The 26,191-nt window shown below is 44.8% G+C and carries 19 protein-coding genes; 8 read left to right on the plus strand and 11 right to left on the minus strand.

Annotated features, from left to right (window positions below):
- Positions 1–15: 15 nt before the first annotated feature.
- From JKJ11_RS17745 to JKJ11_RS17780, 8 genes are all read left to right on the plus strand, one after another.
- Entirely contained in the window at positions 16–1,788 is a 1,773-nt protein-coding gene (locus JKJ11_RS17745) for a glycerol-3-phosphate dehydrogenase/oxidase (protein ID WP_252039647.1), read from the plus strand.
- The gene (locus tag JKJ11_RS17750) at positions 1,772–2,617 is read left to right on the plus strand and encodes a class I fructose-bisphosphate aldolase (protein ID WP_038226596.1); all 846 of its coding nucleotides are present in this window, start codon (positions 1,772–1,774) and stop codon (positions 2,615–2,617) included. The genes JKJ11_RS17745 and JKJ11_RS17750 overlap by 17 nt, the downstream gene beginning before the upstream one ends.
- Positions 2,618–2,646: 29 nt before the next feature.
- Positions 2,647–4,134, plus strand: a complete 1,488-nt coding sequence (locus JKJ11_RS17755; protein WP_252039648.1) for an FGGY-family carbohydrate kinase — start codon at positions 2,647–2,649, stop codon at positions 4,132–4,134.
- A gap of 149 nt (positions 4,135–4,283) precedes the next feature.
- Entirely contained in the window at positions 4,284–5,441 is a 1,158-nt protein-coding gene (locus JKJ11_RS17760; protein ID WP_239913608.1) for an iron-containing alcohol dehydrogenase, read from the plus strand.
- Between the two features lie 50 nt (positions 5,442–5,491).
- Complete coding sequence (locus JKJ11_RS17765) at positions 5,492–7,015, plus strand: CoA-acylating methylmalonate-semialdehyde dehydrogenase (protein WP_252039649.1); 1,524 nt, start codon at positions 5,492–5,494, stop codon at positions 7,013–7,015.
- Positions 7,016–7,198: 183 nt separating this feature from the next.
- Positions 7,199–12,211 carry an NPCBM/NEW2 domain-containing protein gene (locus JKJ11_RS17770; protein ID WP_252039650.1) on the plus strand — a complete coding sequence of 1,671 codons (5,013 nt, stop codon included), beginning with the start codon at positions 7,199–7,201 and terminating at the stop codon, positions 12,209–12,211.
- Positions 12,212–12,345: 134 nt separating this feature from the next.
- Positions 12,346–13,131, plus strand: a complete 786-nt coding sequence (locus tag JKJ11_RS17775; protein WP_031494139.1) for an IclR family transcriptional regulator — start codon at positions 12,346–12,348, stop codon at positions 13,129–13,131.
- A 124-nt stretch (positions 13,132–13,255) separates the two neighbouring features.
- Positions 13,256–13,477, plus strand: coding sequence for a hypothetical protein (locus JKJ11_RS17780; protein ID WP_006070483.1), 222 nt, complete (start codon positions 13,256–13,258; stop codon positions 13,475–13,477).
- Positions 13,478–13,538: 61 nt separating this feature from the next.
- Here the strand turns inward: JKJ11_RS17780 and JKJ11_RS17785 are convergent, their stop codons facing one another.
- The 11 genes from JKJ11_RS17785 to JKJ11_RS17835 all read right to left on the minus strand — a co-directional run bounded on the left by JKJ11_RS17785 (position 13,539) and on the right by JKJ11_RS17835 (position 26,187).
- Entirely contained in the window at positions 13,539–14,045 is a 507-nt protein-coding gene (locus JKJ11_RS17785; protein WP_171389470.1) for a GNAT family N-acetyltransferase, read from the minus strand.
- Positions 14,046–14,101: 56 nt separating this feature from the next.
- Positions 14,102–15,136, minus strand: a complete 1,035-nt coding sequence (rsgA, locus tag JKJ11_RS17790; RefSeq protein WP_252039651.1) for a ribosome small subunit-dependent GTPase A — start codon at positions 15,134–15,136, stop codon at positions 14,102–14,104.
- A complete protein-coding gene (locus tag JKJ11_RS17795; RefSeq protein WP_031495135.1) occupies positions 15,123–15,533 on the minus strand; it encodes an RNHCP domain-containing protein in 411 nt (136 codons plus the stop codon). Before JKJ11_RS17795 ends, rsgA begins: the two co-directional genes overlap by 14 nt.
- 129 nt (positions 15,534–15,662) lie before the next feature.
- Positions 15,663–16,202, minus strand: coding sequence for a TetR/AcrR family transcriptional regulator (locus tag JKJ11_RS17800; protein ID WP_031495133.1), 540 nt, complete (start codon positions 16,200–16,202; stop codon positions 15,663–15,665).
- Between the two features lie 277 nt (positions 16,203–16,479).
- Positions 16,480–17,541, minus strand: coding sequence for a carbohydrate porin (locus JKJ11_RS17805; protein WP_006070478.1), 1,062 nt, complete (start codon positions 17,539–17,541; stop codon positions 16,480–16,482).
- A gap of 407 nt (positions 17,542–17,948) precedes the next feature.
- On the minus strand, positions 17,949–18,251 hold the full coding sequence (locus JKJ11_RS17810; protein ID WP_062459259.1) for a helix-turn-helix transcriptional regulator: 303 nt from the start codon (positions 18,249–18,251) through the stop codon (positions 17,949–17,951).
- A gap of 549 nt (positions 18,252–18,800) precedes the next feature.
- The gene (locus tag JKJ11_RS17815) at positions 18,801–20,045 is read right to left on the minus strand and encodes a hypothetical protein (RefSeq protein ID WP_252039652.1); all 1,245 of its coding nucleotides are present in this window, start codon (positions 20,043–20,045) and stop codon (positions 18,801–18,803) included.
- A 216-nt stretch (positions 20,046–20,261) separates the two neighbouring features.
- Positions 20,262–21,542: a sensor histidine kinase gene (locus JKJ11_RS17820; protein WP_252039653.1), complete on the minus strand. Its 1,281-nt coding sequence runs from the start codon at positions 21,540–21,542 to the stop codon at positions 20,262–20,264.
- Positions 21,535–22,227: a response regulator transcription factor gene (locus tag JKJ11_RS17825; RefSeq protein ID WP_006070474.1), complete on the minus strand. Its 693-nt coding sequence runs from the start codon at positions 22,225–22,227 to the stop codon at positions 21,535–21,537. The genes JKJ11_RS17820 and JKJ11_RS17825 overlap by 8 nt, the downstream gene beginning before the upstream one ends.
- A gap of 313 nt (positions 22,228–22,540) precedes the next feature.
- Positions 22,541–24,148, minus strand: coding sequence for a BCCT family transporter (locus JKJ11_RS17830; protein ID WP_252039654.1), 1,608 nt, complete (start codon positions 24,146–24,148; stop codon positions 22,541–22,543).
- 302 nt (positions 24,149–24,450) lie between these two features.
- A complete protein-coding gene (locus JKJ11_RS17835; RefSeq protein WP_252039655.1) occupies positions 24,451–26,187 on the minus strand; it encodes an ABC transporter permease subunit in 1,737 nt (578 codons plus the stop codon).
- Positions 26,188–26,191 lie beyond the last annotated feature (4 nt).

Here is a 26,191-nt window from a genome sequence, read left to right on the forward strand (position 1 = left end):
TGGCAGGGAGCAACAATGAATAACAACTCAACCGCCTTTAGGCGATTAAAAGAGAATAGTAACTTTGACGTCGTGGTCATTGGCGGAGGAATAAATGGTATTAGCGTTTTTCGAGAACTGGCATTGCAAGGTGTGAAGGTCTTGTTAGTCGAGAAAGATGACTTTTGTTCTAAGGCCAGTGCTGCGCCATCTCGCATGATACATGGCGGACTTCGCTATCTAGAAAATGGTGAGTTTCAATTGGTGAAAGAAGCACTCTATGAGCGAAATCGCCTACTTGATAACGCGCCTCATTTTGTTGCTCCTTTAGAAACCACCATTCCTATTTTCTCTACTTGGTCGGGTATGTTTGACGGCCTGTTTAAGTTCTTAGGATTGAAAGACAAGCCTTCACAGCGTGGCTCTGTGGTCATCAAAATTGGGCTGAGTCTTTACGATTGGTTCACCAAGCGTGACCAATTGATGCCAAATCACCAGATGCACTCATCTCGCTCAACACAAAAACGCTGGCCGATGATGGGGGGGGACGTAAAGAGCAGTGCCACATACTTTGATGCGTGGATTAGCTCACCCGAGCGCCTCGCCTTGGAATTGATTCAAGAAGGGGTAGAAGCGGGTGGCGTTGCACTCAATTACACTATGGTCTCTGGGTTAGAGCAGGGGCAGTTGACGATTTCTAATCACGACGCTGCGGAGTCTATTCAAGTTAAAACGCACCATGTGGTCAACGCGACAGGTGCTTGGGTCGACACGACCAATGGATTACTGACTGCACCTAGCCAGTATATGCAGGGGACAAAAGGGTCACATATCATCGTCGATAACGCAGATCTGCTGGCTGAGCTGGATGGCAATATGCTGTTTTATGAAAACAGTGAAGGACGAGTTTGTATCTTGTTCCCGTATTTCGGAAAAGTACTGATCGGCTCGACGGATATCCCCGTGAGCAACCCTGAATCGGTGCGTTGTACTGACGAAGAAATTGATTACATTATCGAATCACTTAGAGGCGTGCTACCAAACCTGGATATCAGTCGTGAGCAGATCGTCTATCAGTTCTGTGGTGTGAGACCACTTCCGTCAGTCAATACCTCGACCACAGGGCAAATCCCCCGCAGTCATTCATTGAAACAAGACAAGATTGGCGACACTCTTATCTATTCGCTTATCGGAGGCAAGTGGACAACGTTCCGTGCCTTTGGTGAGGAAGTGGCAGATGAACTTTTAGCATCATTAGGTAAAACGCGAGTTTGCGATACCAAACAAAGAGCAATAGGTGGTGGTAAGGGTTACCCTGTCACTGATTCATCAAAAGCGACTTACTTAGCCTCATTAAGTGAGCGTCATCCGCAATATTCACAACGCCAAATGGAAACTTGGTTTCAGCGCTACGGCACGGCCTGTGAATCACTGCTTGGTGCACTTCAAGGAACACAAGATAAAGCGCTGTCGTCACTCGATGACTACACCCAAGGCGAGCTCAAGTTCATTCTGGAACGTGAGTATGTATCGACAACGTTGGATGTGCTGCTTCGCCGTACCTCGATAGCGATTGAAGGCAAGTTAACTGAGGAGAGCTTCGAGGAGATTTCCAATTTGGTCGCTGACCACTTTTCTTGGAGTCAAAGCGAACGCGATAAAGATAGAGCTCAATCGAAGCAAGTGTTGCTGGATTTCCATGGCGTTGAATTGGACGCCTTACCAAAAGTTTCAAAACCCACATTACAACCTACCGTTACGGAAAATGAACAACTATTAGATGGAGAAGAGTATGTATTTAACCAGTAAAGTCAGGATGAATCGCCTATTTAAGCAAGGGCGTTGTTTGGATGTGGCTATCGACCACGGCGTGTGCAACGAGCCTTCATTTTTAGATGGGCTAGAAAACATGTCTTCAGTGGTAAAACAACTAGTGGATGCCAAGCCAGATGCGATTCAGATGAATGCGGGTCAAGCTGACTTACTGCAAACTGTCGATGGCAAAGACAAACCTGCACTGGTCATGCGAATCGATTTGGGTAACCCATATAACGCAGAGCGTCACCGCCACATGTGGGCACTACTACAAAATGCGGAGCAGCCTCTTATTCAAGCCCTTCAAATGGATGCGGCATGCGTTGTAGTGAACCTATTCATGCTGCCTGATGAACCTGACTTGTTTAAGCAATGTGTTGCCAACATAAGTAAGGTCAAAGCTGAGTGTGAGAAATACGGTATGCCACTGATGATCGAACCCTTGGTGATGCAGCCTAACAGCCAAGGACAGGCTTATATGGTCGATGGTGACTGCGAAAAGATTGTCACCTTGGTGCGTATGGCACGTGAGCTAGGTGCTGACATTATCAAGGCTGACCCAACTAGCCAAGCGGAAGACTTCCATAAAGTGGTTGAGGCGGCAAGGTGCCCGGTATTGGTTCGTGGCGGTGGACGTGAAGATATTGAATCTGTGTTTAGCAAAGCGCGAGCACTGCTCGATCAGGGTGCGCTTGGCATGGTGTATGGACGCAACATTTATCAACACCCAAATCCAAGCCGCGTTGTCGATGCTTTGATGGCGATGATTCACAACGGTGCGTCTACCTCAGAAGCAATGAACATCTACATTGGCGATAAATAGCAGATACAGAACTAAAGCAAGGAGGGGATATGAAGTCATATGCGATAGGAATTGATTGTGGTAACACGGCGATCAAAGCGGCATTGTTCGATGAGCATGGCTGCGAGATAGGTGCTGTAGCCAATAATTATCCGACTCATATCCCTCAACCAGACCACACCGAAGCGGACTTAAACCAATGTTGGTCGCTATGCGCAGAGGTGATCGCTAAGTTGATTGAGCAAACCGGTGTGGACAGCAGTCAAATTATCGCGCTAGGAACCAGCGGTCATGGGAATGGGTTATATCTGCTTGATACTGAACTAAAGCCATTACTTGGTATTAAGTCTCTGGATAATCGCGCTGCCAGCGAAGTCACCTTGCTACAGGCATCTAAGGGATTCACAGACCTCAAAAAGCGCAATCGGCAAGGCGTGTGGCCATCTCAAACAGCAGTGTTACTTACATGGCTACAGAAGCACCAACCAAAAACGTTTCAAAAAATCGGTCAGGTGCTGTTTTGCAAAGACTATGTGAACTACTGCCTTACAGGGCAGTGCGCGACAGAATGGGGAGATATCACTGCATCGGGTTTGTTCGATTTTGAAACTGACTCAGTGTCTCTTGCGCTTCTAAATCACTACCAGTTGGCAGACATTAGCACCAAGTTGCCGCCGATTTATGAAAGTAATCAAGTGATAGGAACAGTCTCTGAAGACGCTGCACGTATAACAAAGCTTAAAGCGGGGACGCCTGTCATTGCGGGTCTGTTCGATGTAGTGGCATGCGCCTATGGTTCACAAGCCAGTGCGTTAGCTGATACCTCGGTCGTCGCTGGCACATGGAATATCAATCAGGTAGTGACTGATGAGCTGCCGCCTGAAGAGGTATTTATGGCGTGCAAATTTGCTGAGAATCGATACTTAGCCATAGAGTCCAGCACCTGCTCAGCATCCAATTTAGAGTGGCTGGTGGAGCGATTTTTCTCAGAGCGAAGAGAACATGAGGCGAGTAATGGCAACAATATTTTCGAACAGTTTAATCGCCAATTGGAAGATGTCGAATTAATGCCAACGCTACCCATGTTCCATCCGTATCTCTATGGTTCGACCGGGCAAGATAGCCAATCGGCCAATCTGTTTGGTTTGAAGGGTTGGCATCAGGACATTCACGTGGTCTACGCCTTTTATGAGGGTATTGTATTTGCCCACCTTGAGCATATCCAAAGACTGCGATCGGCAGGGTATGACGTGGATCGAATTGCCATTAGCGGTGGCGCTTCTCGAAGTGAATATTGGTGTCAGTTGTTTGCAGACATATTGGGCGTCACGGTGACGTCGACAAATTGTAACGAGGTCGGGGCAAAAGGCGTGGCGCAACTGGCGATGAGTTCTGTTACTGAAAGTCAGACTGAGCGACTAAGCCCTCAGCCGCAGCCCGATAAGCGTTATGTGCCTAATACTAAACGCTCGGAGTTCTTTGCGACTCGATATAGTAAGTACAGTCTTCTGAGAGATGCATTACGTTCATTGGGTTGATTGAACCTTGATTATCTCAAGCGACAGGTCTAGCTAGTTAGCGACTAACAAGAATTTGCCACAGCAAAGTTGTGGGGACTTGTTACGTCCTGAATAAATTAATTTAAATAATGATACGAAATGTATCGATATAAATTGTGAGGTGAATTATGAGTCAATCTATTGTTTTGCCAAAGCTTTTAGAGGTAGGCGAAGGCGCAACAGCGCGAGCGGGAGAGATAGCTATCCAACTGGGTTGTCGCCGAGTCATGATTGTATCTGACCCAGTGATGAAAACCTTAGGCCAGGTCGACCAGCTAAAGTCCTTCGTGAATCAAGCTGGTGTTGAGGCGGATGTTTTCACGGATACCGTTCCAGAACCAACAGAGGCGTCGATACTTCCAGCGGTAAATAAGGTGATTGATGGGCATTATGATGGCGTCATCGCGCTAGGCGGTGGCAGTGTGATTGATAGTGCTAAAGCGATTGCTTTGCTTGCGGAGCACCAAGGTCGAATTCGAGATTACAGTGTACCTAATATCGTGACTTCGCCAATTATGCCGTTGATTGCGATTCCAACGACGGCGGGAACGGGCTCGGAGGTCACCAAAGTGACCATTATTACCGACGAAACCAACGACGAAAAGCTGCTTTGTATGGGACCAGGTCTTATTCCATCAGCCGCCATCATTGATTTTACTTTAACAATGACGGCTCCGGAGCGCATCACAGCGGATACCGGAATTGATGCGTTAACTCACGCCATTGAAGCCTATGTCAGTGGAAAGTCGGGTCTGTTTACTGATCAGCAAGCGCTATTGGCGATGAAACTTATCGCGCCAAATCTGCGTGAAGCCGTCAATAATCCCGACAATAAAGATGCCAAAGAGCAAATGATGCTCGGCGCGACGCTCGCAGGCATTGCGTTTTCTAACGCATCTGTTGCCTTGGTACATGGCATGAGCCGCCCAATTGGCGCGCACTTTCATGTGCCTCACGGTATGAGCAACGCCATGTTATTGCCGACGGTCACGGAATATTCGATTCCTGCGGCTAAAACTCGTTATGCCGAGTGTGCAAGAGCAATGGGAGTGGTTGATGCGAGCACCAATGACGACGATGCAGTCGCTGCGCTACTGCTGGAACTTAAGCAGATCAATCAGGATTTAAGCGTGCCTTCCATGAGCGATTTTGGCATTGATAAACAGGCGTTTTGGTCAAATCTCGACATCATGTCTGAGCAAGCTCTGGCTTCTGGATCGCCTAACAACAATCCTCGAATTCCGAACAAAGAAGAAGTGATCGAGCTGTATAAAGCCGCTTGGTAGCGCCTGAATTTCCTCAATTAAGCCTCAGAATACTAAACAAGGATGAAAACATGATCAGTAGTTTTATTAATAATCAATATGTTGAAAGTCAGTCGGAACGACATTTGCCTGTCTATGACCCTGCTACAGGTGAAGTGCAGAACCAAGTTGGACTGTGCTCAAAACAGGAAGTAGAGCAGGCAATTACCATTGCACAGGCAGCGTTTGACTCTTGGGCTAAAACCACACCGCTTAATCGCGCCAGAGTGATGTTCAAGTTCAAAACTCTGTTAGAACAGAATCGTGATGAACTGGCGAATATCATCAGCCGTGAACATGGCAAGGTGTTTAGTGATGCATTAGGTGAGATAACTCGAGGGCTAGAGGTGGTCGAGTTTGCCTGTGGAATCCCACATCTGCAAAAAGGCGAGCACAGCCTAAATGTTGGAACTGGTGTCGATTCGCACTCGCAAATGATGCCGCTTGGAGTGGTGGCCGGGATTTCACCATTTAACTTCCCAGTGATGGTTCCTATGTGGATGTTTCCCATTGCCATCGCAACGGGCAACACCTTTATCTTAAAACCGTCAGAGAAAAATCCCTCCGCGCCTCTGTTTATTGCTGACCTTCTGAAACAAGCGGGATTACCTGATGGTGTTTTTAATGTGATTCAAGGGGATAAAGAAGCGGTAGATACGTTACTGCAAGACCCAAGAATTCAAGCTGTTAGCTTTGTCGGTTCAACGCCGATTGCAGAATACATCTATTCTGAAGGCGCGAAACACGGCAAGCGCGTTCAAGCCCTAGGTGGTGCGAAAAACCATATGGTGGTCATGCCGGATGCCGATATTGACGGTGCAGTGAATGCGCTGATGGGTGCAGCTTATGGAGCCGCTGGAGAGCGCTGCATGGCGATTTCGGTTGCCGTCGCTGTGGGTGATGAGACGGGCGATGCATTGGCTCGTCACCTTCAAGATAAGTTAGCCACGTTAAAAGTAGGACCCGGTTACGGTCAAGCGATTGAAAACGATATGGGACCTTTGATTACCAAAGAGCATAAGCAAAAAGTTTGCGGATACATTCAAAAGGGTCAGGAAGAGGGCGCGGCTTTACTTGTTGATGGTCGAGATCTAGAACTGGCTAAGTCCTGCGATGGCTTTTTCGTTGGTGGTACCTTGTTCGACCATGTGACCACCGACATGACTGTGTATCAAGAAGAAATATTCGGTCCAGTGCTTTGCATTGTTCGAGTCAAAACCTATCAAGAAGCTCTGCAAATCATAAACGACCATGAATATGGCAACGGCACGGCTATCTTTACTGCAGACGGTGATACCGCAAGAGATTTCTCCGCCAATGTTCAGATCGGTATGGTCGGAGTAAATGTGCCTATTCCAGTGCCAATGGCATTCCACAGTTTTGGCGGTTGGAAGCGTTCACTGTTTGGCCCTTTGCATATGCACGGTCCTGACGGCGTTCGATTCTTTACTCGAATGAAAACCATCACTACACGTTGGCCCGAATCGGATGTGAAAGTCGGTTCAAAGGACAGCACACAGACTCAAGCCGAATTCGTCATGCCAACTATGAAATAACGCATTGACGTGAGGAGGTGTGTGGTAGGTTTGCTTAAATTTGGGCAGCGAGTCAACAAGATAAACTGTCTATTTTTTGGATTGATTGGGTAGGCGAGCCTGTCCTCTTCATGTTTTTTAAGTGCTCACTTTTCTATGAGAAGTGAGCTTTGTTTAGTGACCATAAAAAACAAGGAGAAGGCGATGAAAGCCAATCGCTTGATAAAGTCTCTTGAGACTTGGCGTCGCCCTGTTGTGAGCAGTGTATTAGCGGGACTATGCAGTACCTCGTTTATTGCCGCAGCAAATGCTGCACAAGGCCCTGGATTGGGTAACCTTACCTACGGATCATCAGAGGCGTTTACTCATGTATCGAGTCCACTCGTTGACGATACCACTAATTTTCTTCCCCCCGACTATCCTGGCAGAAAACACTATGGCGTAAACGTCATGACCATGCTCAACGGCTATATGGTTGGAGTCTTTGCCCCTGATAGTGGCGGTGGGCCGGGAGGTTGGATCGCACTGGATGTCTCTAACCCCAAAGCCATGCAACTCGTTAAAACAGTATATGAACCGGATCTTGCCAATCTAAACCGTACTGGTGATGGGTTAAGAACAGCGGAGTTCAGAGAGCCGCACTCGTTTGGCTTGGGGGAGAATAACACCATTGCCATCCAAACGGGAAAGGGGATAGAAATCTGGGATTGGTCGGATGTGACTAATCCTGTGCGCTTGTCGAAATTGGCGATCTCTGGCGTGAACTTCGGTGATTACAACAACGTCTCTTGGCAGCTTTTTTGGCAAGCTCCTTATCTTTATATTGCTCGTGGCAATGCAGGGTTAACCATTGTTGATACCAGTGACATGAGTAACCCAACACTAGTGAAAACGGTGCCGAACTCGGAACTGGGCGGATTCAACATAGGACCACTCTTTGCGCTGGGTAACCGAATGTTCATTTCCAGCATGGAAGGGACGGCAGGTTTTTCCATGCTCAACATAGATGATCCGGTTAACCCAACCTTAGTTAAGACGGTTAATCGCCTACCAGAGAAGTACTATGCTTCATGTTGGGATGGCAAATATGCGTATTTCGGAGCGCGAAGCACCAATGACTATTTGCGTGTCTATGACACGACTACTAACCCGATGACGTTAGTTAATGAAAAACTGACTGGATTCGAAAATCTTTATTGTAACGTTCAAGACAACAAGTTGTTTTTGGGTAACCAAGACGATATTGCGGTATTAGATGTCAGTGATATCAACAATATACGTGAACTTGGGCGCAGCTCATTGAATGCCACAAGCAGCAACACTGACCATGGTCAGGTGTTCCCATTTGGTAACCTAGTTTGGGTTGGAAACGACCATGGTTCTGGCAGTGGTTTGATTGCACATCAAAGTATGCCGGACAATGTTCCTCCTTATATATCCGCCGCTAACCCAGCGATCGACGCGACACTGCAACCTTTATCGACCCGTATTGGTGTGGCGTTATCAGATAGCGTGTTGATGGAATCGGTCAATAGTAGCTCGTTTACTGTCACCAAAATCGGTAGTTCAACCCCGCTTCAAGGGGAGTACAGCACCAACCTCGGATTCATCCACTTTACTCCATCCCAAGCACTGGAAGCGGAAAGTATTTACGAAGTCGTACTTGAAGGTATTGAGGACTTTGCTGGCAACCCAATGGCTCGTACTGAATATCGCTTTGCGACGGGATCACAAGTCGGCCACGATGTGAGCTTGTCAGCCAATGATAAAGTGACACTAGGTAGTAGTGTTAATGTGTCTGCTTCTACGACACCTTTGTTAGGGGGCAGTCTGGAGTATTCTTGGAACTTTGGCGATGGGAGTGGTTCGACACCGTTTTCGACCAGCGGAAACGCGAGTTATACCTACAATCAGCCAAACCATTGGTCTGCGGTGGTGACGATTAAAGAAACCACGGCTGATGGCGTGTTTGAGAGTAGTAAGTCGGTACCCATCACAGTATATCGTCAACCAACAACGGCCTCGCCAACGGCGTCATCAACCATAGTGGAAGCCAATGGCCAGGTTGTCGTGGTTAACGAAGACAACGATACCGTCAGTGCTATCGAAAACACCGCTCCGTACGGCAAATTATGGGAAGCTGCGGTGGGTGATCAGCCGAGAACTCTAGCGGTAGCGCCTAATGGCAATTTATGGGTAGTTAATCAGGCAGATGCTAGTATCACTGTGCTGACAAATACTGGCCAGTTTGTGGATACGATTGTGCTGCCAAGAGCGTCTCAGCCATACGGCATCGCTTTCTCCCCAGATAGCACTAACGCTTTTGTGTCGCTGCAGGCAAGTGGTAAGTTGCTCAAGATCGACCCAAGCACCAAAGCTATCGTGGCAACAGTGGATGTTGGTCAGAGCGCAAGAGGCATTGCGGTTGACAGTTCATCATCACAGGTTCTGGTGACACGCTTTGTTTCGCCTCAAGCTAACGCGGAAGTTGTCGCGGTTGATGCATCCAGTATGACCATCGACCAGAGTTATCTTATCGCTAAAGATACGACAACAATAGATGGCCCAGATAGAAGCCGAGGCATTGCTAACTACCTTGGTTCCGTCGCAATTTCGCCGGATGGATATAGTGCTTGGCTGCCATCTAATAAAGCAAACGTTGATCGTGGTCCCTATTTAGAAGGTGATGAAACCAAAACGCTGACGTTTGAAACGACGATTCGAGCTGTGGTTAACCGACTCGATCTCAATTCGAAAACAGTGATGGATAATGCCTTAGATATTGATGATCGTGCACAGCCCAAAGCGGCCGTATTCAGCGATATAGGCGACCTAATTTTTATTGCGGTAGAAGGTCAAAATAGCATTGAGATTCGCAATACCTACAACTTAAACAGAGCTGGGGAGATTTTTGATACTGGCTTAGCACCAAGAGGGCTCGTACTATCAGGGTCGATATTATTTGTTCACAACTTTATGTCAAGAACGGTGTCTGTGCATGACGTCAATGCGTTTTTGACCGATCGAGGTGACATTCCAACCTTGGCACAAGTCTCTGTGGTGGCGAATGAAACACTGCATCCACGAGTGCTACGCGGCAAACAGATCTTCTACAACGCAGCCGATGCGAGAATGACTCAAGATGGCTACATATCTTGTGCCAGCTGCCACGCAGATGGCGATAGCGACCATAGGGTGTGGGACTTTACCGACCGTGGTGAAGGGTTAAGAAACACTATCTCGTTATTGGGTAAGACAGGCACAGGCAATGGTCGAGTGCATTGGACCGCGAATTTTGACGAGATACAGGATTTCGAAAACGATATTCGCTACGCGTTCGGTGGTCGTGGGTTTATGGTAGACGCCTTATTTAGCCTGTCAGAAAACCCATTAGGAACATCGAAATCAGGTAAAAGTGAAGACTTAGATAACCTCGCGTTTTACGTCAGTAGCTTAAATCAATTCCCTAAAAGTCCACACCGAGATTCTTCTGGCGCGTTAACAGCTGAAGCCTTAACGGGGCAGGCGCTGTTCACCTCGAAAGGATGTGACACTTGTCATGCGGGAGTGTATTACACCGACATGCAAAGGCACGATGTCGGTACCATTGATGCCTCTTCAGGGCAAGGCATCGGAGCTCCATTAGTAGGTACGGGTTTTGATACACCGAGTTTGATTGGTCTTTGGGGTAGCGCGCCATATTTCCATAATGGTCAAGCGGCAACGTTGGATGATGTGTTACAAATTGGCTCGCAGCATAGCGTGGCGGATAACTCAGAACGCGCTGCATTGGTGGCTTATCTAGAACAGATTGAATACGAAGGCCCCGATATAGTGGTGCCCGAGCCACCGCAAGCAACATCCTATACCTACCTAAGTGATCTTTCGGAAACCAGCGCAACCAATGGGTGGGGACCGATTGAAAAAGACACCAGTGTCGGTGAAAACGCTGCGGGTGATGGTCAAACGATATCCATTGGTGGCAGTGAATTTACCAAAGGACTCGGTGTTCATGCTCATTCAGAGGTGACGTACAGCCTGACGGGTGGCACTTACGATCAGTTTACTGCTTTCATCGGTGTTGATGATGAGACGGGCAGTTCAGGTTCCGTCGTGTTCGAGGTTTGGTTGGATGGCGTGATGGCTTATCAAAGTAGCGTATTACGAGGAAGTGATGTTGCCGAGTACGTGCAAGTGAACATTCCAAGTAGCGCGCAGGAGCTCAAGCTAGTAGTGAGTGATGCGGGCGACGGAGTCGGTAGTGACCATGGTTCTTGGGGAGACGCTAAGCTTCGCACACCAAGTGAAGGGGGCGGTGCCGCTGTTCCTGGGCTGTTTTATGGCACCGTTTCGGGCAATATTAATGAAACCGATGCTAACCCGAAAACATCCATAACAACCTCATTAAGCGAAACGGAAGATGCGATTGCTGGTAATACGACCGAGGTGTTTACCGGTTATATCTACGATGCCGACGGTCAGATTTCTTTCAGTGAAAACAATGATGACAAAACGCGTCTATGGATTGATGGACAGTTGGTGCTAAGTAGTGACCTCTGGAGTGATCGGGTCTCGACTGGCAACTTAAACTTATCTCCTGGTTGGCATCAGTTTGAGTTGAGGCTAAGTAATGGCAATGGTGGCAGCGGACCTCATACTGGATTGGCTTTTGCCTATGACCCAGACGGTGGCAGCAATTGGATTCATCCAGCCGATAACGGTTCGGGTAATCTATTTATGACTGAGGATCCAGGAAGCTCGTCCACACCGCCAGCGAGCGTTTATCTTAGTGACTTACAGGAAGACAGCTCGACCAATGGCTGGGGCTCTATCGAAAAAGATATGAGTAATGGTGAGCGAGAAGCGCAAGATGGCACCACCATTTCAATAGGCGGGCAAACCTTCGCCAAAGGATTGGGGGTACATGCGAACTCAACGATCACTTATACCATCTCTGCAGGTCAATACAGTCGCTTTACTGCGAGTGTTGGTGTTGATGACGAAGTGGGTAACTCTGGCTCGGTAGTATTCCAAGTAGAACTAGATGGCGTGTTGTACTATCAAAGTGCGACGTTGACCGGTTCAGATAACGCAGAATCCGTTTCTGTTGATATTCCAGTAGACGCTACGACCATCACACTTAAGGCGAATGATGCCGGAAATGGCAATGGTTATGACCACGCGAGTTGGGGGGATGCGAAACTATTGCAAAACTAGCTTGAACAGGGCTTGCTCCGGCAAGCCCTTTTAATATCTGTCACTTAGGCTTTGTACACGGTTGCACTTAATCAGTAAAAGCAATAGGCTATTCAAAGCATATCGAATACCGTATCAAGGATGAATGTAGCTCTATGACAAGCTCTAGTTCGGCAAATACTACTAAAGGTTCAACCCTAGACCGAGTACTACAAGTGCTCGCCATCGTGGCTCACAGCCGTGGCCAACTCAATAGAGAGTCTATTGCCGAACAACTGTCTATGCCAATTGCGTCTGCGAACAAACTGATCAACCAGCTTATCGTTTTAGGCCATCTCCAAGAAAATATCATTGGTCGCGTTATTGCGGGGCCGAACCTGCAGTCTTTATCTCATGATATTTTGAAGAACCAACGCTTTTCTGAACAAAGAACATCGGTGTTGCAACGCCTTGCTGACACGATTGGTGAAACGTGCGGAATTTCAGTGCCTAATGGTATTGAAATGATCTACTTTGAGCGTGTGAACTGCAACTGGCCACTGCAAATCAATTTGGCAGAGGGGAGTCCGGTCCCTATTGCAGCTTCCGCATCGGGTAAGCTTTATCTCGCTTCATTGGACACTTCAATTCGTGAAAACGTCGTACAACACATGGGGTTAACCGAATACACACCAAAGACCATAACTAATGATGGTCTGTTTCTTGAAGAGCTGAGCCGGATTGCTGAACAAGGATTTGGTGAAGACAATGAAGAATTTGTCGACGGTATGGTGGCGATATCGGTGCCTATTGGCTCCGATGCATTAAGTTTTGGTTATCTATTTTGTCATGCACCGAGCTTTCGTACCTCGTTGGATAAGCTGAAAACACATCTCCCAGAATTACGCTCAGCTGCGCAAGAAATTTTAGAGTTTACACTTGGCGAGCTAAAGACCGAGTAGTTTGATCTTTGCCAAAAATTACCGTACGGCATTAATCGTTAGTGAGAATTTGTGATTGGTTGAGATATTAATTTTCATCCGTCTCGAGTATGTTAATACTTCCAATCCAAGGGAGCATTAGGCATTGAAAACCAGCAACGCAATGTACCAACCTCATATTCAGCAGCATTTAAAAGACACCACAAAGTTCATTAATGGGTATCTAAAATCAGGCAAAGGAGACTTGACAGCATCCTTGGATAGTCAGAACCAAATCAAGATTCGCAACTCTGAGGGAGCGGTCGTCAAAACCTATGACGGTGAGAAAATTGCGGAGAAAAAAGCGGGCGTTGATACCTACGTATAAGGAATAGGTCTAGCTTGAAAGCTAGACCTATTTGAGTGCTCTTGAAGTTCGAAGGCCTACTTTATACCTGTTCGTTTGGGTGTCCCCACATGCGCGGCTCAGCGTAAGGGCCTGTTATCGATGATGTGGACTCCCCAATACCTTGCAAAGCGTTCGGTGTCAGTTCACGTGCAAACCAACATTCCAATGGCGCCTGTGTTCTCACCGGCGGTAGAACATTATGCGGTGTATTGTAGCGATTACCATAATGGAAGGGTTCTCCCATAACAAAGATAACGTCTGCATCCAATTCACTTTCGGCTTGGTCCATCAATCGTGTCGCATAGCCTTTCCCTTGATATTCCGGCAGTACAGCTAATGGTGCGAGCACATAACATTTGAGATGTGGTGCAGCATCAATGATAATTGGCGTATAACATGCGTGAGCGACACCCTGATAAACGATAGAGTAGCTTCCATCGAGAATTAAGTTATCGGCAAACTCAGCATAGAGCTTGGCATGTCTTTCATCATATAGTCCTCCTGCAGCAGCGAAGGCTTCATATTGAATTTGGTACGGCGTTTTCATTCGATTTACCTTATAAATTTCATGGTTGTCAGAGCACAAACCCAAGCGTCCACGGTTCACCTCATTGCTTGTCTGACGAGTTCTTTTCTACTTAAAGACGTTTTGATCAATTTGCTCATATCTTTGTCATATCGACGTTCTACATTCGAGTTTTTGTCATTTTTTCGTCTTTCTAAGAAAGCATGTTCCTGTTTTAAATTTAGGTAACTGTCATAACGTTCAGGGGTTATGTTACCTGCTTCAAGCTCTTTCTGAACTGCACAACCAGGTTCTCCCTCATGCTGGCAGTTTCTATATTTGCAATCTTGGGCAACAAAAGATATTTCCTCGAAAACTGAGTCAATATCGTTACCGTTTGCCCACGCCTGTACTTCCTTGATACCAGATGTATCGACAATGAAACCGCCATTTTCTAACTCAAATAGGTAAGAGCTTGACGTGGTATGCCTGCCTCGCATGTCTTGCAAGCGAAGTCCATTAGTCTTCTGCGCTTGATATTGCAATAACGTATTGGTTAAGGTCGATTTACCCACACCAGATGGTCCAATGAAGACACCGACTTTACCGTTAGCTAGGTATGTCATAACGTCGTTAATACCTGTGCCGTCTAGAGCACTGCAGGTAATTATGTCGATACCTAGCGCGATCGTTTCGGCTTGCATTTGCACTAATTCAGCGTCTTCATTTAAATCCGACTTATTAAGTATGACTACAGGCGTTGCACCACTGTTCCAAGCAACGGTCAGAAGTCTTTCTAATAGACGGTCTGAGTAGTTTCGACCACCATCTAAGCCCATCACGATGAATGTGTAATCTACGTTTGCAGCGATAGTTTGTTGGACTGTTGCTTCACCTGAGGCTTTTCTGCTTACCAAACTTTTCCGTTTCTTGATGCTTTCGATCAATATAATATTGTTGTCATCTCTGGCTTCTATCCAATCGCCAACACAAGGATAGCCTTGCTTGTCTTGTATTAAATGGATAAAGCTACCCTTCAATTGGGCAGTTCTAATGCCGTCAGGGGTTTGTACTTTGTATCTATTGGCGTTTCTTTCAATTACTCGGTATGTCTGTAGGTTATTCGAGTACATATTCACTACCTTTGTTTATGCTCATTTGTTTCAGTTCAGACAAAATAGTTTTTGATGGGAATGGTAGAGACATCATCGGTTCTGCTGCCATTGTTACTAACAAAAACTCATTGTCGTCTGCTGCGATTCGGTTTGTTCTAATCGTGCTGCACTTACTACATTTGTGGACCAGAGACCATTCTCGATTCTTTTGAACATAAATACTGATCGGTTCCATAATGCCACGACAACTCGAACGTCTATCTCCCGCTTTAATATCCATGTGCACGCTGCTTAGGCAGTGAGGGCAGTGGTTACGATGTTGTCCACCGTATTGAATAGGTGTCACGCCTAAACCACATGATGCACAAAGGAATGATTCGTTAGGGTTAGCTCTTAAAGTTTTCGTTCTAGTCATAATGAATACCTCACACTAGTTAGTTTATTGGTGATACTGCTCCTTAAAAAGGAACTGACTGACCGTGCAGTCGGTTGTTGTGTTTAAAAAAATCACGCCGTTAACTGTGCGTGATATTGAGTGAATCTATTAACAATATTTGTTGATGAATTCTTGTTTGATTTCTTCTATAGGGAAGTCAACATTCAACAAATAGTTCATTGCGATGCCGTCGATTTCAGCGATAAACATTCTTGTCACAACCGATGGATTTGGGTGCGATAGAGAACGAAACACCTCTTCGGTTGATGCCTGCAGACCTTGATATCTTTCTTCAATTAGATCTAAGACGATCTTACGCGTGGTCGGATGTACCATAACACTGAAGTTTAATTGATACATCTTTCGGTGCTGTTCGATCATCATTCCTTCAAATATCGAATCAATCATCGCCTCAAGTCTCCCTTCTGATGAAGCTAAGTGCTCATCTTGTTGGTCAACTCCGTTGATGATGTCAGTCATATGGGTGAACACTGCTCTTAGTAGTTCGTTCTTATTTTTAAAGTGATGGAAAACTAAGCCTTTTGAGATTTCTGCATGCTCACAGATAGTTGAAATAGGCGTTTTTTCAAACCCATGCTCAGCAAATAGCTGCATGGCAACTTCAATGATCTTGTCTTTCTTGTCCATCACATTACTCACTTTGTTAACTGACCAGTCAGTCAGTGGGTGCGAATGTTAATTTCACTTTGAGTATGTGTCAAATATTATTTTGGATAATTTTTAGGTAGTAGATGGTAAATTGGTATAGAAATATCTTAGCAACTCTACGTAAGCCTACTTAAAACAATGAGATACGTTAGGAGTTATGGAAGGAGGGGCTCCCTTGCAAGTGAGATTAAGTTTGCAAGGGAGCATCAGGACTTATCGAAAAGGCAGTTTCCTTATAAGTCTTGATTCTTTTTGTTTAGAAGTTGTACTGAAGACGTACACGAGCGCCGTATTCAGAGACATCGCCGCTTACTTTGTCAGCCTTTGCGGAGGTGTAATAAGCACCTGTAGACGCCGTCAATGAGTCAACTAAAAAGTCTTTGTGCTCATAACCAGCGTAGGTAGTGAATAGATTCACATCGCCAACGCTGCCATTTTTTACTTCGTTGTTGGCTGTTGTATAGAAAGCTCCTAAGCCGAAACCATACGCTGCAATGTTAGTACCGAACGTGTGTAGTTTTGTGTCTACACGGGTACTGGTACCTTTCAAGAGAGGTTTAGATGTCTTGTATGCGTAACTCAGGTTTAAGCTTGCTAGGCCAAATTTAACATTAGCAGTTGTTGCTAAACCAAGTTCATCTTTGTCTTTAGACGCGTCGTCAAAACCTTTCTCAAGACCTGCTGAGATTGAGAACGATTTGCTTGGAGTCACTGTTAATACTGGACGTAACGCAACATTGCTGTTTTTATCTTTTTGATCAACGAAAACAACGTTGGTTTCAAATTTAATTAAATCATTACCAGCGTAAAGTAACGCTGCGCCATCAAAACGTCCGCGGTATTTGTTACCACGATAGTGACCTGCGAATAGTTCACCATCGACTAGACTGGCTGTATCAGCATCATCTACGAAAATATCAATTTGAAGAGGGGAGAGATCCAGAGCTTCGAAACGACCTAACTGAGCGCCCAGATAAGTGTTGCCAGTTTTCTTAAGGTCTAAGTAAGCGTCATCCATAGTGACGGTGCCGTCAGTTTTCAGTAACGGATTAACACGAGCTTTCATTTTATACCCGTTTTGCTCAACAATATAATCGGCAGTAAATGATAGACGCCCATTTGTATTAAGCGTTGTTTTGTCCGATTTTAGTTTTGTTGTCGAAGTCTTTAAGTCAACAGATTGTTTCGTAGCGTTCATATCAATACGCATATTGCCGCCAAGAGTTAATGTACCAGGGCCAGCTTTAATGTCTGCTGCCATTGTTCCAAATGACATAGTCGCACATGCAATACTCACTGCTAATATATTGAATTTCATAATTTACCTTTTTGTCCTTTCTTGTGTTTTTATTCAACGATGATTATTTTTATGTGAGAGATGTTTATTGACAAGTTGATAGTATTAATATTTAGACTTGAACAGTTAAATACCCTTTTTAAGGTGGGAGGTTGTATTTGAATATAACTTCTTTGTCAGATGGGTTATTTACAATGTCATTTTCTATGTTGATAGTGTATTGGAATGTAATAAAGAATAGATAATATAATTAACGAAGGTGCTATATCGCGAGATGGTGAGAGTTGAGGTATTTAGTGAAAAGAGGTTGAGAATCTTATTAGTAGAGATTTAATAATGAATTGACGACAATACTAAACGTGATAGGAAACGATAGTAAGGCGATCATCTAAAAGGTGATCACCTTAAGCGTTAAAGCAAAACACAGGTTATTTGTTTTCTTGCCGATTTTCCAATACTTCGCTCAATGTGGCTTCAATCGACAAGCCGTCCTGTTTAACTTGCCATGCTTCATATTTTGCTTGTGCCTCAAGTATGCTGTCTATGTCCAGTGCGAAGAAGCAGCACAGCCTCATAGCTAGTTTAGGAGAGAGTCTCGTATTTCCGCATAAGACCATTGCAAGTCCACCATGACTTACACCGATGGACCGAGCCAACTCTCTTGTACTGAGGTTATGTTTTTCCTTTAATAAAGCAAAAACATCGACAGCAGATTTTGGTGGAAAGCTCATAAAGTAACCTTGGATTTATCTATATTTACTTGTTGGTTTAGCATTAAATAAACCAACATTGGTTCATTCTTTCTGATAGGTTTTAATGTAAAGCAATATTGGTTTACTTAGCTGTTTACCGCTGGTGTTGTATTTCAATTGACATTTTTATATGCAAGTACAAACCTAGGGTAACAGTTATTGCATAGTGAAGAGCCCAATCTTTTTGTGTGCAGCATCGACTTTTGTTGCATATTAATTGGGTTGTCTTCAAGCTTCTATTGATTGCCTCAATTGTCAATGTTCTCTGATGAAAGAGTGCATTTATTTTTGGTGATATATAGCATATCAAGATGATAAATATATTATTTAGACTTGAACGCCACTTTTGATATTCATTGTGATAAGGTTGGTAAGATAATTGTGGGTTAAGTCTATCTAAGTAACTTGTATGTAATTTCTTGTTCACCTAATGTATGTGATTGTAATTGCTTTGGTATTATTATCTAATTCACAGTGTCTGAGAGCATCGTCTACTCGTCAGTTGAGAATTAATGACGAGTCGGAGAGCTAATATATTCTACGAGTGTCAACGGATTGGTCTGCAAAACGTATTGTACTGACTGACCGTAGCGTATTATTACCATCTCGTCCTAAAAGAGAGTCTCTAACAATCACAACATCATCCTGATAGTTGATGTTGTAATCATTCTTTTCTCCTGAGAACGTAACGATGGTATTGGAATTATTGCCTGTAATGTTATTGTCAAGTTTATTGACGATTACTTCGACGGGATGGCTTCCTGTCAAAGTTATGTCTTTGAGGTAGCGAGAGTGGTTGGTATAAAGCAAGTCTTCACGGTACTGGAGACTAAACGTTCCTTTAAAATTAGGGTCTAGATGGGCGTTATAGGTTAAGTAGGGATGGAAGAATTCTGTCATTAACTGATAGCCCTTTGGATCACGAAGTTGAACTTCGTGTCTAGTTCCAGCAATGTAAAATCCCCACATACCCCATCCGCCGGTAAACTTGTCCATCATCCTAAAAGATTGCTTCGGATAAGCACCCCACAAGCCGTAATATGAGTCTAGAACAGATGCTAGATACTCTTGAGTTAGACTGTTCTCTGCCGTTAGCTCGTCGATCCAATCTTGTACTTCTGGAGTCATAGCCCAAATTTGTTTGGCATAAGCATTGATTTGAGCATTGCGTATTTCAGTTTGGTACTCAGGGAGAACCCCTATGAATTTGTCGTACCCATCTACGCCGATTCCATAATCATGAACGAGGTGCAATATTTCTTCAAAAGTCGCGTCTCGGTGCTGGTAGTTTTGCGCCATGTACCAAGGTCCGCCCTCAACTTGAATTTCCTCTTCATATAAAGGCTGCCCCTCAAGTTCGGCAGCATTATTAGTGCCATCATCTCGTCCGTTTAAAAGGAGTAAAGTAGCACCATTCTCAGCCATTCTATTCGCAACAGAGCTCTTATTGCTTCCATACTTAGATCCGGAAAAGTCGCTAAGATAATGAACAAGCACCGATTTGGCTCGAATTATCTGTCCGTCAGATAGCTGGTCTTGAGCAACAATGTGAATCGACTTTCCATTCGGTGCAACAACCGAAGTGTAACGATTAAAGCGTAACTCTGACGAAAACTGTTTTTTCAGTTGTAATGGAACTTCAGTAATACCGAGTGCTTCTTGTTGTGTTGAAATAGAAAAATCAACACTGGATGAACCCGCGTTGACTGCGTTGATATTGAGACAAGCTACGGTCATTGCTATCGGAAGGGCTTTGGGATATTGCAAAGTCATAAAAAATGGCTCCATAAGAAGTCGCTTGATGCAGCGAGAGGCGGTAAATACGAGCAGAGTTCTAGGCTAAGAAACAAAAACTATTCTGAAGGAACTATCTTTAGCCTATAAATCTGACATACCGTCCATTCTATCGGAAGGGAGGTGAAATAGAGGTGAAATGGTGGCACCCTTGTTTTTGGAACATTCGGTTCGGCCTGTTGCGAGTACATGACATTATGTTGGCAAGTGAAGAATAGCAACGAAGCCTGTCTCGGTCTTTTTAGTTTCCATAAACCAACCGAGCTTATCGCAAATTCTGAATATTAGATCTTGTCCCAAACCAAATCCGTCTGTTACCTGAAGCTCATGGTCTGCCGTAGTGGTATTTTCAATGATGACGGTGTTGTCTTTGCAGTAAATGCGTATAAGCCCTGCGTGGGTGTATTTGAATGCGTTAACCAAAAGATTACTTATAACGATTCGTATCGGGGTTTCCGGTAATTCTAGTACTGGGGCGTTACTATAATCAGTCTCTAACGACACATCAGAACCGTTAATGAAGTGATAGTACTCGTCGACCAGTTCATTCAATAAAGCGGCTACTGAAATTTCCTTTTGTGGTGGAGCGGTGTTGTGTTTGCGAGAAAGCCAAAGCATTGTCTCAACGACTTGTTGCATATTTTGACTTGCTCGGTCTATGCGCACAATCGCGTTTTTTGATGCTTCTGGTAGCGCTATTCTTTCCAATATCTCCATATTAGCTCTGATGATGGCCAGAGGGGTGCGAAGTTCGTGACTGGTATGGGATAAAAAGTCCTTTTCCCGAGCGAGCAGGCGGGCATTTTTCGATAGTGCTCGTTGCAAATATGAAGCGACGCGATTGTATTCCTGAAAAGTAAAATCGGGAGTGGGGTTTGATTCTAAGTTCTCTGATACCAGTTCAGACCAATGAACCAGTTGCTCTGTTCTTTTTCCTATTCGATAGTTATAAAACCAGAGTGCCAACAGCACTATAGAGATATAACCACCGACGATTAGCAAGATAAAATTGAATCGGCTATCAAACCATATATCGATGGTGTCATTGATTAGGTGATAGTCATATTTCGCGATGACGTATACCGTTTTTTCGTCGTCGCGAAGAAACCTAAATATCCCTAAAGTGATTTCCTTCTCTGGGTCATCGGAAAAAGTTTCATCCACTGAAACCACAGTGAATTGATTGTTGGAAAGTTGAACATTTGCCAAAATATTCGTTCCTTCCACACGAATAACGGGGAGGTCGTCTAGGTAGAATCGAATCACATAAGAACTTGGCAACTCGATATTGGGGTCTAACTGGTAAGCTTCTGAGTAGGCTCGCCACTCCGTTAACATTCTCATCTTCACGGAATCTTCAATGCCGTACTCAAAGTAGCGAACTAGCAGCTCGAAAAGCATGAAGGCAGTGATAATCGCGATTCCAAGAAAAAACGAGGTGAGATGGTTTTTTAATGGAAAGCTCCTATTAAGCATTGCTGGTAACCTGAATTCTTACACCTTGGCCCACAACGGTTTCGATGAGTTTAATATTATGATTCTTATCAACTTTCTGTCGAAGTTGATAAAGCTGAACCTTTAGGTTGTTGGTTTCAGGTATTTCATTAGGCCATAGCGTCTGTTCAATTTCTTCTCTCGAGACCAACTGAGGAGATTTACGCATCAGCAGCTCTAACAACCTAAGATTAAGTCGAGTGAGTTCAATAGGTTGATTTGAGCGCGTTACTCGTTTTTGTTTAAGATCATAGGTCAGATCTCCAGCAACGAGTTTAGTTATTTGACCACTTCGTCTTCTCGATAGAGATTTTATCCGTAAAGCCAGTTCTTTCATCATAAATGGCTTTACAAGGTAATCGTCGGTACCTGAGTTGAACCCAGCCTCTTTGTCTTCAATGGTATCTTTGGCCGTCAACATGAGAATAGGTGTGTCAATACCTGCTTTTCGAAGGTTTTGGCAAACCGTAAAGCCGTTTACCTTGGGTAGCATTAAATCAAGAAGGATGACGTCGTAGTAATTCTCGCTGGCTAAATTGTAACCACTCTGTCCATCGTAGGCGTGATCGCATTTTATGTTTTCGTATTCCAAGTAATCTGCAACCGAGGCTGCTAAGTCTCGGTCATCTTCAATGAGCAATACATGGATAGATAAATCGGAATTCATGTGTTCAATAGTCCTTTATCTTGCCGCATTGATGATTTGAATCGAAAAGCAGCTACGGGGTGTTAAGTACACCGTTTTGAGGAAATATCCTTAAATTGATAGAGATTATACCCAGATATACTTGATAAAACATTAGTTGAGGCTATGGCTTTGGTGTGTGGTATTTATTCTGTTGATATCCCATTTGGAGAGCAGGGCCATGTCGAACAGTCGTTTTATTAAGGAGGATCTTGAACGGTGAGGGCAAAGGGGAATGTGAGTAAAGAGCTAAAAAAGGCTTACCGTAACCCGGTTACGATAAGCCTAAAGTTATCTATTGTGCAGACTTGTCGCTAACTACTTGAGGTTGTTCAACCTCAGTCAGTAAGCCTTTAATCAAACTCACACAACCTAAAATTAGAATCAGTGTAAATGGCAGCGCTGCAATAATGGTAATCGATTGAAGTGCTTGAATCGATTGAGTACCACCGATCCACAACATGACCACGGCGATGACGGCTGAAATCACAGCCCAGACCACTTTCTGTTTGATAGGAAGCTCGAGTTTGCCACCTGCAGTCATACTGTCTACTACGATTGAACCTGAGTCCAAAGTGGTCACAAAGAAAACAATGATCAGCGCAACGGCAATCAGAGATAAGATGTTACCAATAGGGTACGCATCAAGCATATAGAACAAGCTAAGTGAAACGTCTCCGATACCCTGAGCGGCACCAAGTATACCCACATGATCAACGATCTGTTGAATCGCGACACCGCCAAAGAAAGACATCCATGCAGTGGTGACAAGAGTAGGGATAACTAGTACGCAAAATAGGAATTCGCGAATTGTTCTGCCTTTTGAAATTCGTGCAACGAACATACCGAAGAATGGCGCATATGCAACCCACCAGGCCCAATAGAACACAGTCCAGCCATGAAGCCATGTGGTGTCTTCACGGCCAGCGCTTTGGCTTAGTGGAAGAATATTTTTCACATAACCAACGACTGCGGTCGAAACTGAATCCAATACCGTTGTGAAGTTCAAAATACCGATAAAACCAAGGAAAACGAATGCGATAATCATATTGAGATTACTCAATACCTTAACGCCGCCGTCCATTCCACGAACAACAGAAACAATAGCCAAACCCATAATGGTCAGGATAATGGCAATCTGAAGCAGAAGACTGTTTTCTAGTCCGAATACGTGACTGATTCCACTTGCAGCTTGTGAGCCGCCCAGACCAAGTGATGTTGCAAGGCCAAATAGGATTACCAGAACAGCCATTACATCGATAACGTCACCGACTCTTCCCCAAACTCTGTCACCAAGTAGAGGGTAGAATACCGAACGCATTGAGAGCGGAAGACCTTTGTTATAGACAAAGTATGCTAGCGATAATGCGGCCATCCCATAGATAGCCCAAGCGTGAAGTCCCCAGTGGAATACGGCAGCACCTAAGGCTAGTTCTCGCCCTTCTGGTGTAAACGGCTCAACACCTAGCGGTGTACCAAACCAATTGGTATAAAAGGCGGTCGGCTCTGCTACGCCCCAAAAAATCAAACCAATACCCATACCCGCTGCAAATAACATGGCGATCCAGGAAATGGTTGAATAATCTGTTGTGGCATTGTCGCCACCTAAACGAATTTTACCGAGCGGAGATAAAGCAATCAGCAAGGCAAAAATCAGAAGAATGTTTGCGCCCCACATAAAGACAAAATCAAACTTTGATAGTGCAGCGGATTTAACGGCATCGATGGCTGCTTTTGCGTCTTCTGGGGAAAGTACTAAGAGAGTGACGATGAAGAGGATGGATAAGCCCGCGGAAGCGGTAAACACTGTATTGTGAACATCCATGCCCCATTTAGTGATGTTGTCTTGACCGACTTGATAATCTGTAGAATCTATACTGTATTTTTGAGATTTAAAACCCATAATTATGAGGTTTACATATTCGTGTGAACGAATATAAAGACCAACTCCATGTTTAATTAATAACTGATTAGAATTCGAAATTCTTCCAATTAACATTATGTTAATCAGTAGTTTATGATGAAAGCGTCCGTTTTACATCTAATCCTGAAGGACGGATTTTAACACAAATAGGACACCTTTTGGGCGCTATATTGAAAGAAGTCATAACAAAGGGTATTTCTCTTATAGATACTTCTCTGTTTAGTGCTAAATAGTTGAAACGAATTTCACAGCACTACCTGCTTTAGCGTTTCGGTTGACAATTAATCGTCAAACAAAAGGTTAATAGCAATGCCTAACAGCACTAATCCGAAAATTGGACCAAGTACGCCAAGCGGTGCTCGTTCAATATACGGTAGGTTTTCTGCAATCATCAGCCCCCATTCGGGTGAGGGTGGCTTAGCGCCAAGACCGATAAAACTCAGCGACGTTAAGCTTAGCGTAATCACTGGCATTCTTAGTAGAGCATGTCTCAATAATGGCGGAAGCACATAAGGAAGGAGATAATACCTAAGTATCTTGAATTTGCTCGTTCCCCATATCGGCGCAAGATGCGTGTAGGGCTGCGCTTTAGCCTCAACGATAAGACTTGAGCAGTGAGCCGCAAGAGGGGCCCAAGACACCAAAACAATGGCAATCATGGCACTGTTTGGATTCATCCCCGTCATTCCAGCAACCAATAAGCCAGCGATAATATAAGGAATACCCTTGGTTATTTCGATTAAACCTTGGCTGTATCGAGTGTTGAACCCAAGGACCATACCCACAACCAAACTTAGCACTGTCGCGACAAACCCTGCCCAAAACGTCGATAACATACCAGACCCAATGCGGGCTAGAAGGTCACGTCCAATGCCGTCGCCACCTAAGGGTGCCTGCAAGCTCGGAGCAGCAAGTCTGATGAACTGACTGCTAAACGGGTCGCGAAACAGTGACCAGATAACAACAGCCAGCAACACTGACAAGATTAAACCTGCCGTCAATCGTTTGTTATTACTCGAGGTAAACGCAAAAGATGAATGACTACTGATAAGCTTACCGTTTCTGAGACTGTGGCCTAACAACAACTGTTGAACAAGCAAGCTCAAGCTACTGATGAAAATCGAAATAAATAGAAGTACTAACAAACCACCTTGGAGCACTGGTAGATCTTGTGCTTTCGCTGCACCTAAAATTAGTCGTCCTATTCCTGGGATGGAAAAAATCTGCTCGACAGCAACCGCTCCACCGGTCAGGCCGATCATTATCATCGCGATTTGCGGGATCAAACTGCTGATTGCACGTTTTAATGCGAAGCGCATGATCTGGAAGGAACTGATGTTCGCACTGAGCCAAGTGATCACCCATGGTTCATTGAGGACGCGCTGCAAACTGTCCCTTAACAGGCGACTCAAAAGACCGCTAGCGGGAAGCGCAAGTGCCAGACTAGGCAGCCAAATATGGTGCCAGCTTTGCCACCCGTAGGGGGGGAACCAACCCAACCAAATCGATAAAACAAGGATGAGAACGGACGCTACCACGTATTCAGGTAACGAGATGAGCACAGTACTCAGGCTATTATGGGTTTGCTTTAGCTTTCTTTGTTTCCAGCTAAACAAGGTATGAACTAAGCTAAACCCACACAGTACAAAGGTTAAACCTAGTGCCATCGACATCAGTAACAGAGAGGTCGACATTGTCTGTTGAATACCATCTATGACCGGTGAACCATCGATCCATGAGTAGCCTAGATCACCATGCAGAGCGTCACTAAGCCAGTCTGTTAATCGTTCCATTGCACTACGGTCAAGCTGTAAATCGGCTCTTACCGCGGCAAGTGCTTCCGGCGTTAACATGTGTTGTTGTCCGGCGCGGGCACGCAAAATCGATTGGCTTGGGTCAATACCAGCAATATCTGGCATCAAACCGACTAAAATGACGACGACGATCAATGAGATAAGTCTTGATAACCAAGGTGTTAGCACATCGAATATTCGTCGAGAAGTATCAACAGACAACATTAAG

Origin of the sequence: Vibrio sp. SCSIO 43133 (assembly GCF_023716845.1) — a bacterium.
Taxonomy (GTDB): domain Bacteria; phylum Pseudomonadota; class Gammaproteobacteria; order Enterobacterales; family Vibrionaceae; genus Vibrio; species Vibrio mediterranei.

Bases quoted from the DNA above. Each gene is read 5' to 3' on its own strand.
- JKJ11_RS17835 (WP_252039655.1), bottom strand. From the start codon at position 26,187: ATGTTGTCTGTTGATACTTCTCGACGAATATTCGATGTGCTAACACCT.
- JKJ11_RS17785 (WP_171389470.1), bottom strand. From the start codon at position 14,045: ATGAAAACGCCGTACCAAATTCAATATGAAGCCTTCGCTGCTGCAGGA.
- JKJ11_RS17765 (WP_252039649.1), top strand. From the start codon at position 5,492: ATGATCAGTAGTTTTATTAATAATCAATATGTTGAAAGTCAGTCGGAA.
- JKJ11_RS17770 (WP_252039650.1), top strand. From the start codon at position 7,199: ATGAAAGCCAATCGCTTGATAAAGTCTCTTGAGACTTGGCGTCGCCCT.
- rsgA (WP_252039651.1), bottom strand. From the start codon at position 15,136: ATGTACTCGAATAACCTACAGACATACCGAGTAATTGAAAGAAACGCC.
- JKJ11_RS17775 (WP_031494139.1), top strand. From the start codon at position 12,346: ATGACAAGCTCTAGTTCGGCAAATACTACTAAAGGTTCAACCCTAGAC.
- JKJ11_RS17810 (WP_062459259.1), bottom strand. From the start codon at position 18,251: ATGAGCTTTCCACCAAAATCTGCTGTCGATGTTTTTGCTTTATTAAAG.
- JKJ11_RS17800 (WP_031495133.1), bottom strand. From the start codon at position 16,202: ATGGACAAGAAAGACAAGATCATTGAAGTTGCCATGCAGCTATTTGCT.
- JKJ11_RS17820 (WP_252039653.1), bottom strand. From the start codon at position 21,542: ATGCTTAATAGGAGCTTTCCATTAAAAAACCATCTCACCTCGTTTTTT.
- JKJ11_RS17745 (WP_252039647.1), top strand. From the start codon at position 16: ATGAATAACAACTCAACCGCCTTTAGGCGATTAAAAGAGAATAGTAAC.
- JKJ11_RS17755 (WP_252039648.1), top strand. From the start codon at position 2,647: ATGAAGTCATATGCGATAGGAATTGATTGTGGTAACACGGCGATCAAA.
- JKJ11_RS17815 (WP_252039652.1), bottom strand. From the start codon at position 20,045: ATGACTTTGCAATATCCCAAAGCCCTTCCGATAGCAATGACCGTAGCT.
- JKJ11_RS17795 (WP_031495135.1), bottom strand. From the start codon at position 15,533: ATGACTAGAACGAAAACTTTAAGAGCTAACCCTAACGAATCATTCCTT.
- JKJ11_RS17760 (WP_239913608.1), top strand. From the start codon at position 4,284: ATGAGTCAATCTATTGTTTTGCCAAAGCTTTTAGAGGTAGGCGAAGGC.
- JKJ11_RS17830 (WP_252039654.1), bottom strand. From the start codon at position 24,148: ATGGGTTTTAAATCTCAAAAATACAGTATAGATTCTACAGATTATCAA.
- JKJ11_RS17825 (WP_006070474.1), bottom strand. From the start codon at position 22,227: ATGAATTCCGATTTATCTATCCATGTATTGCTCATTGAAGATGACCGA.
- JKJ11_RS17805 (WP_006070478.1), bottom strand. From the start codon at position 17,541: ATGAAATTCAATATATTAGCAGTGAGTATTGCATGTGCGACTATGTCA.
- JKJ11_RS17750 (WP_038226596.1), top strand. From the start codon at position 1,772: ATGTATTTAACCAGTAAAGTCAGGATGAATCGCCTATTTAAGCAAGGG.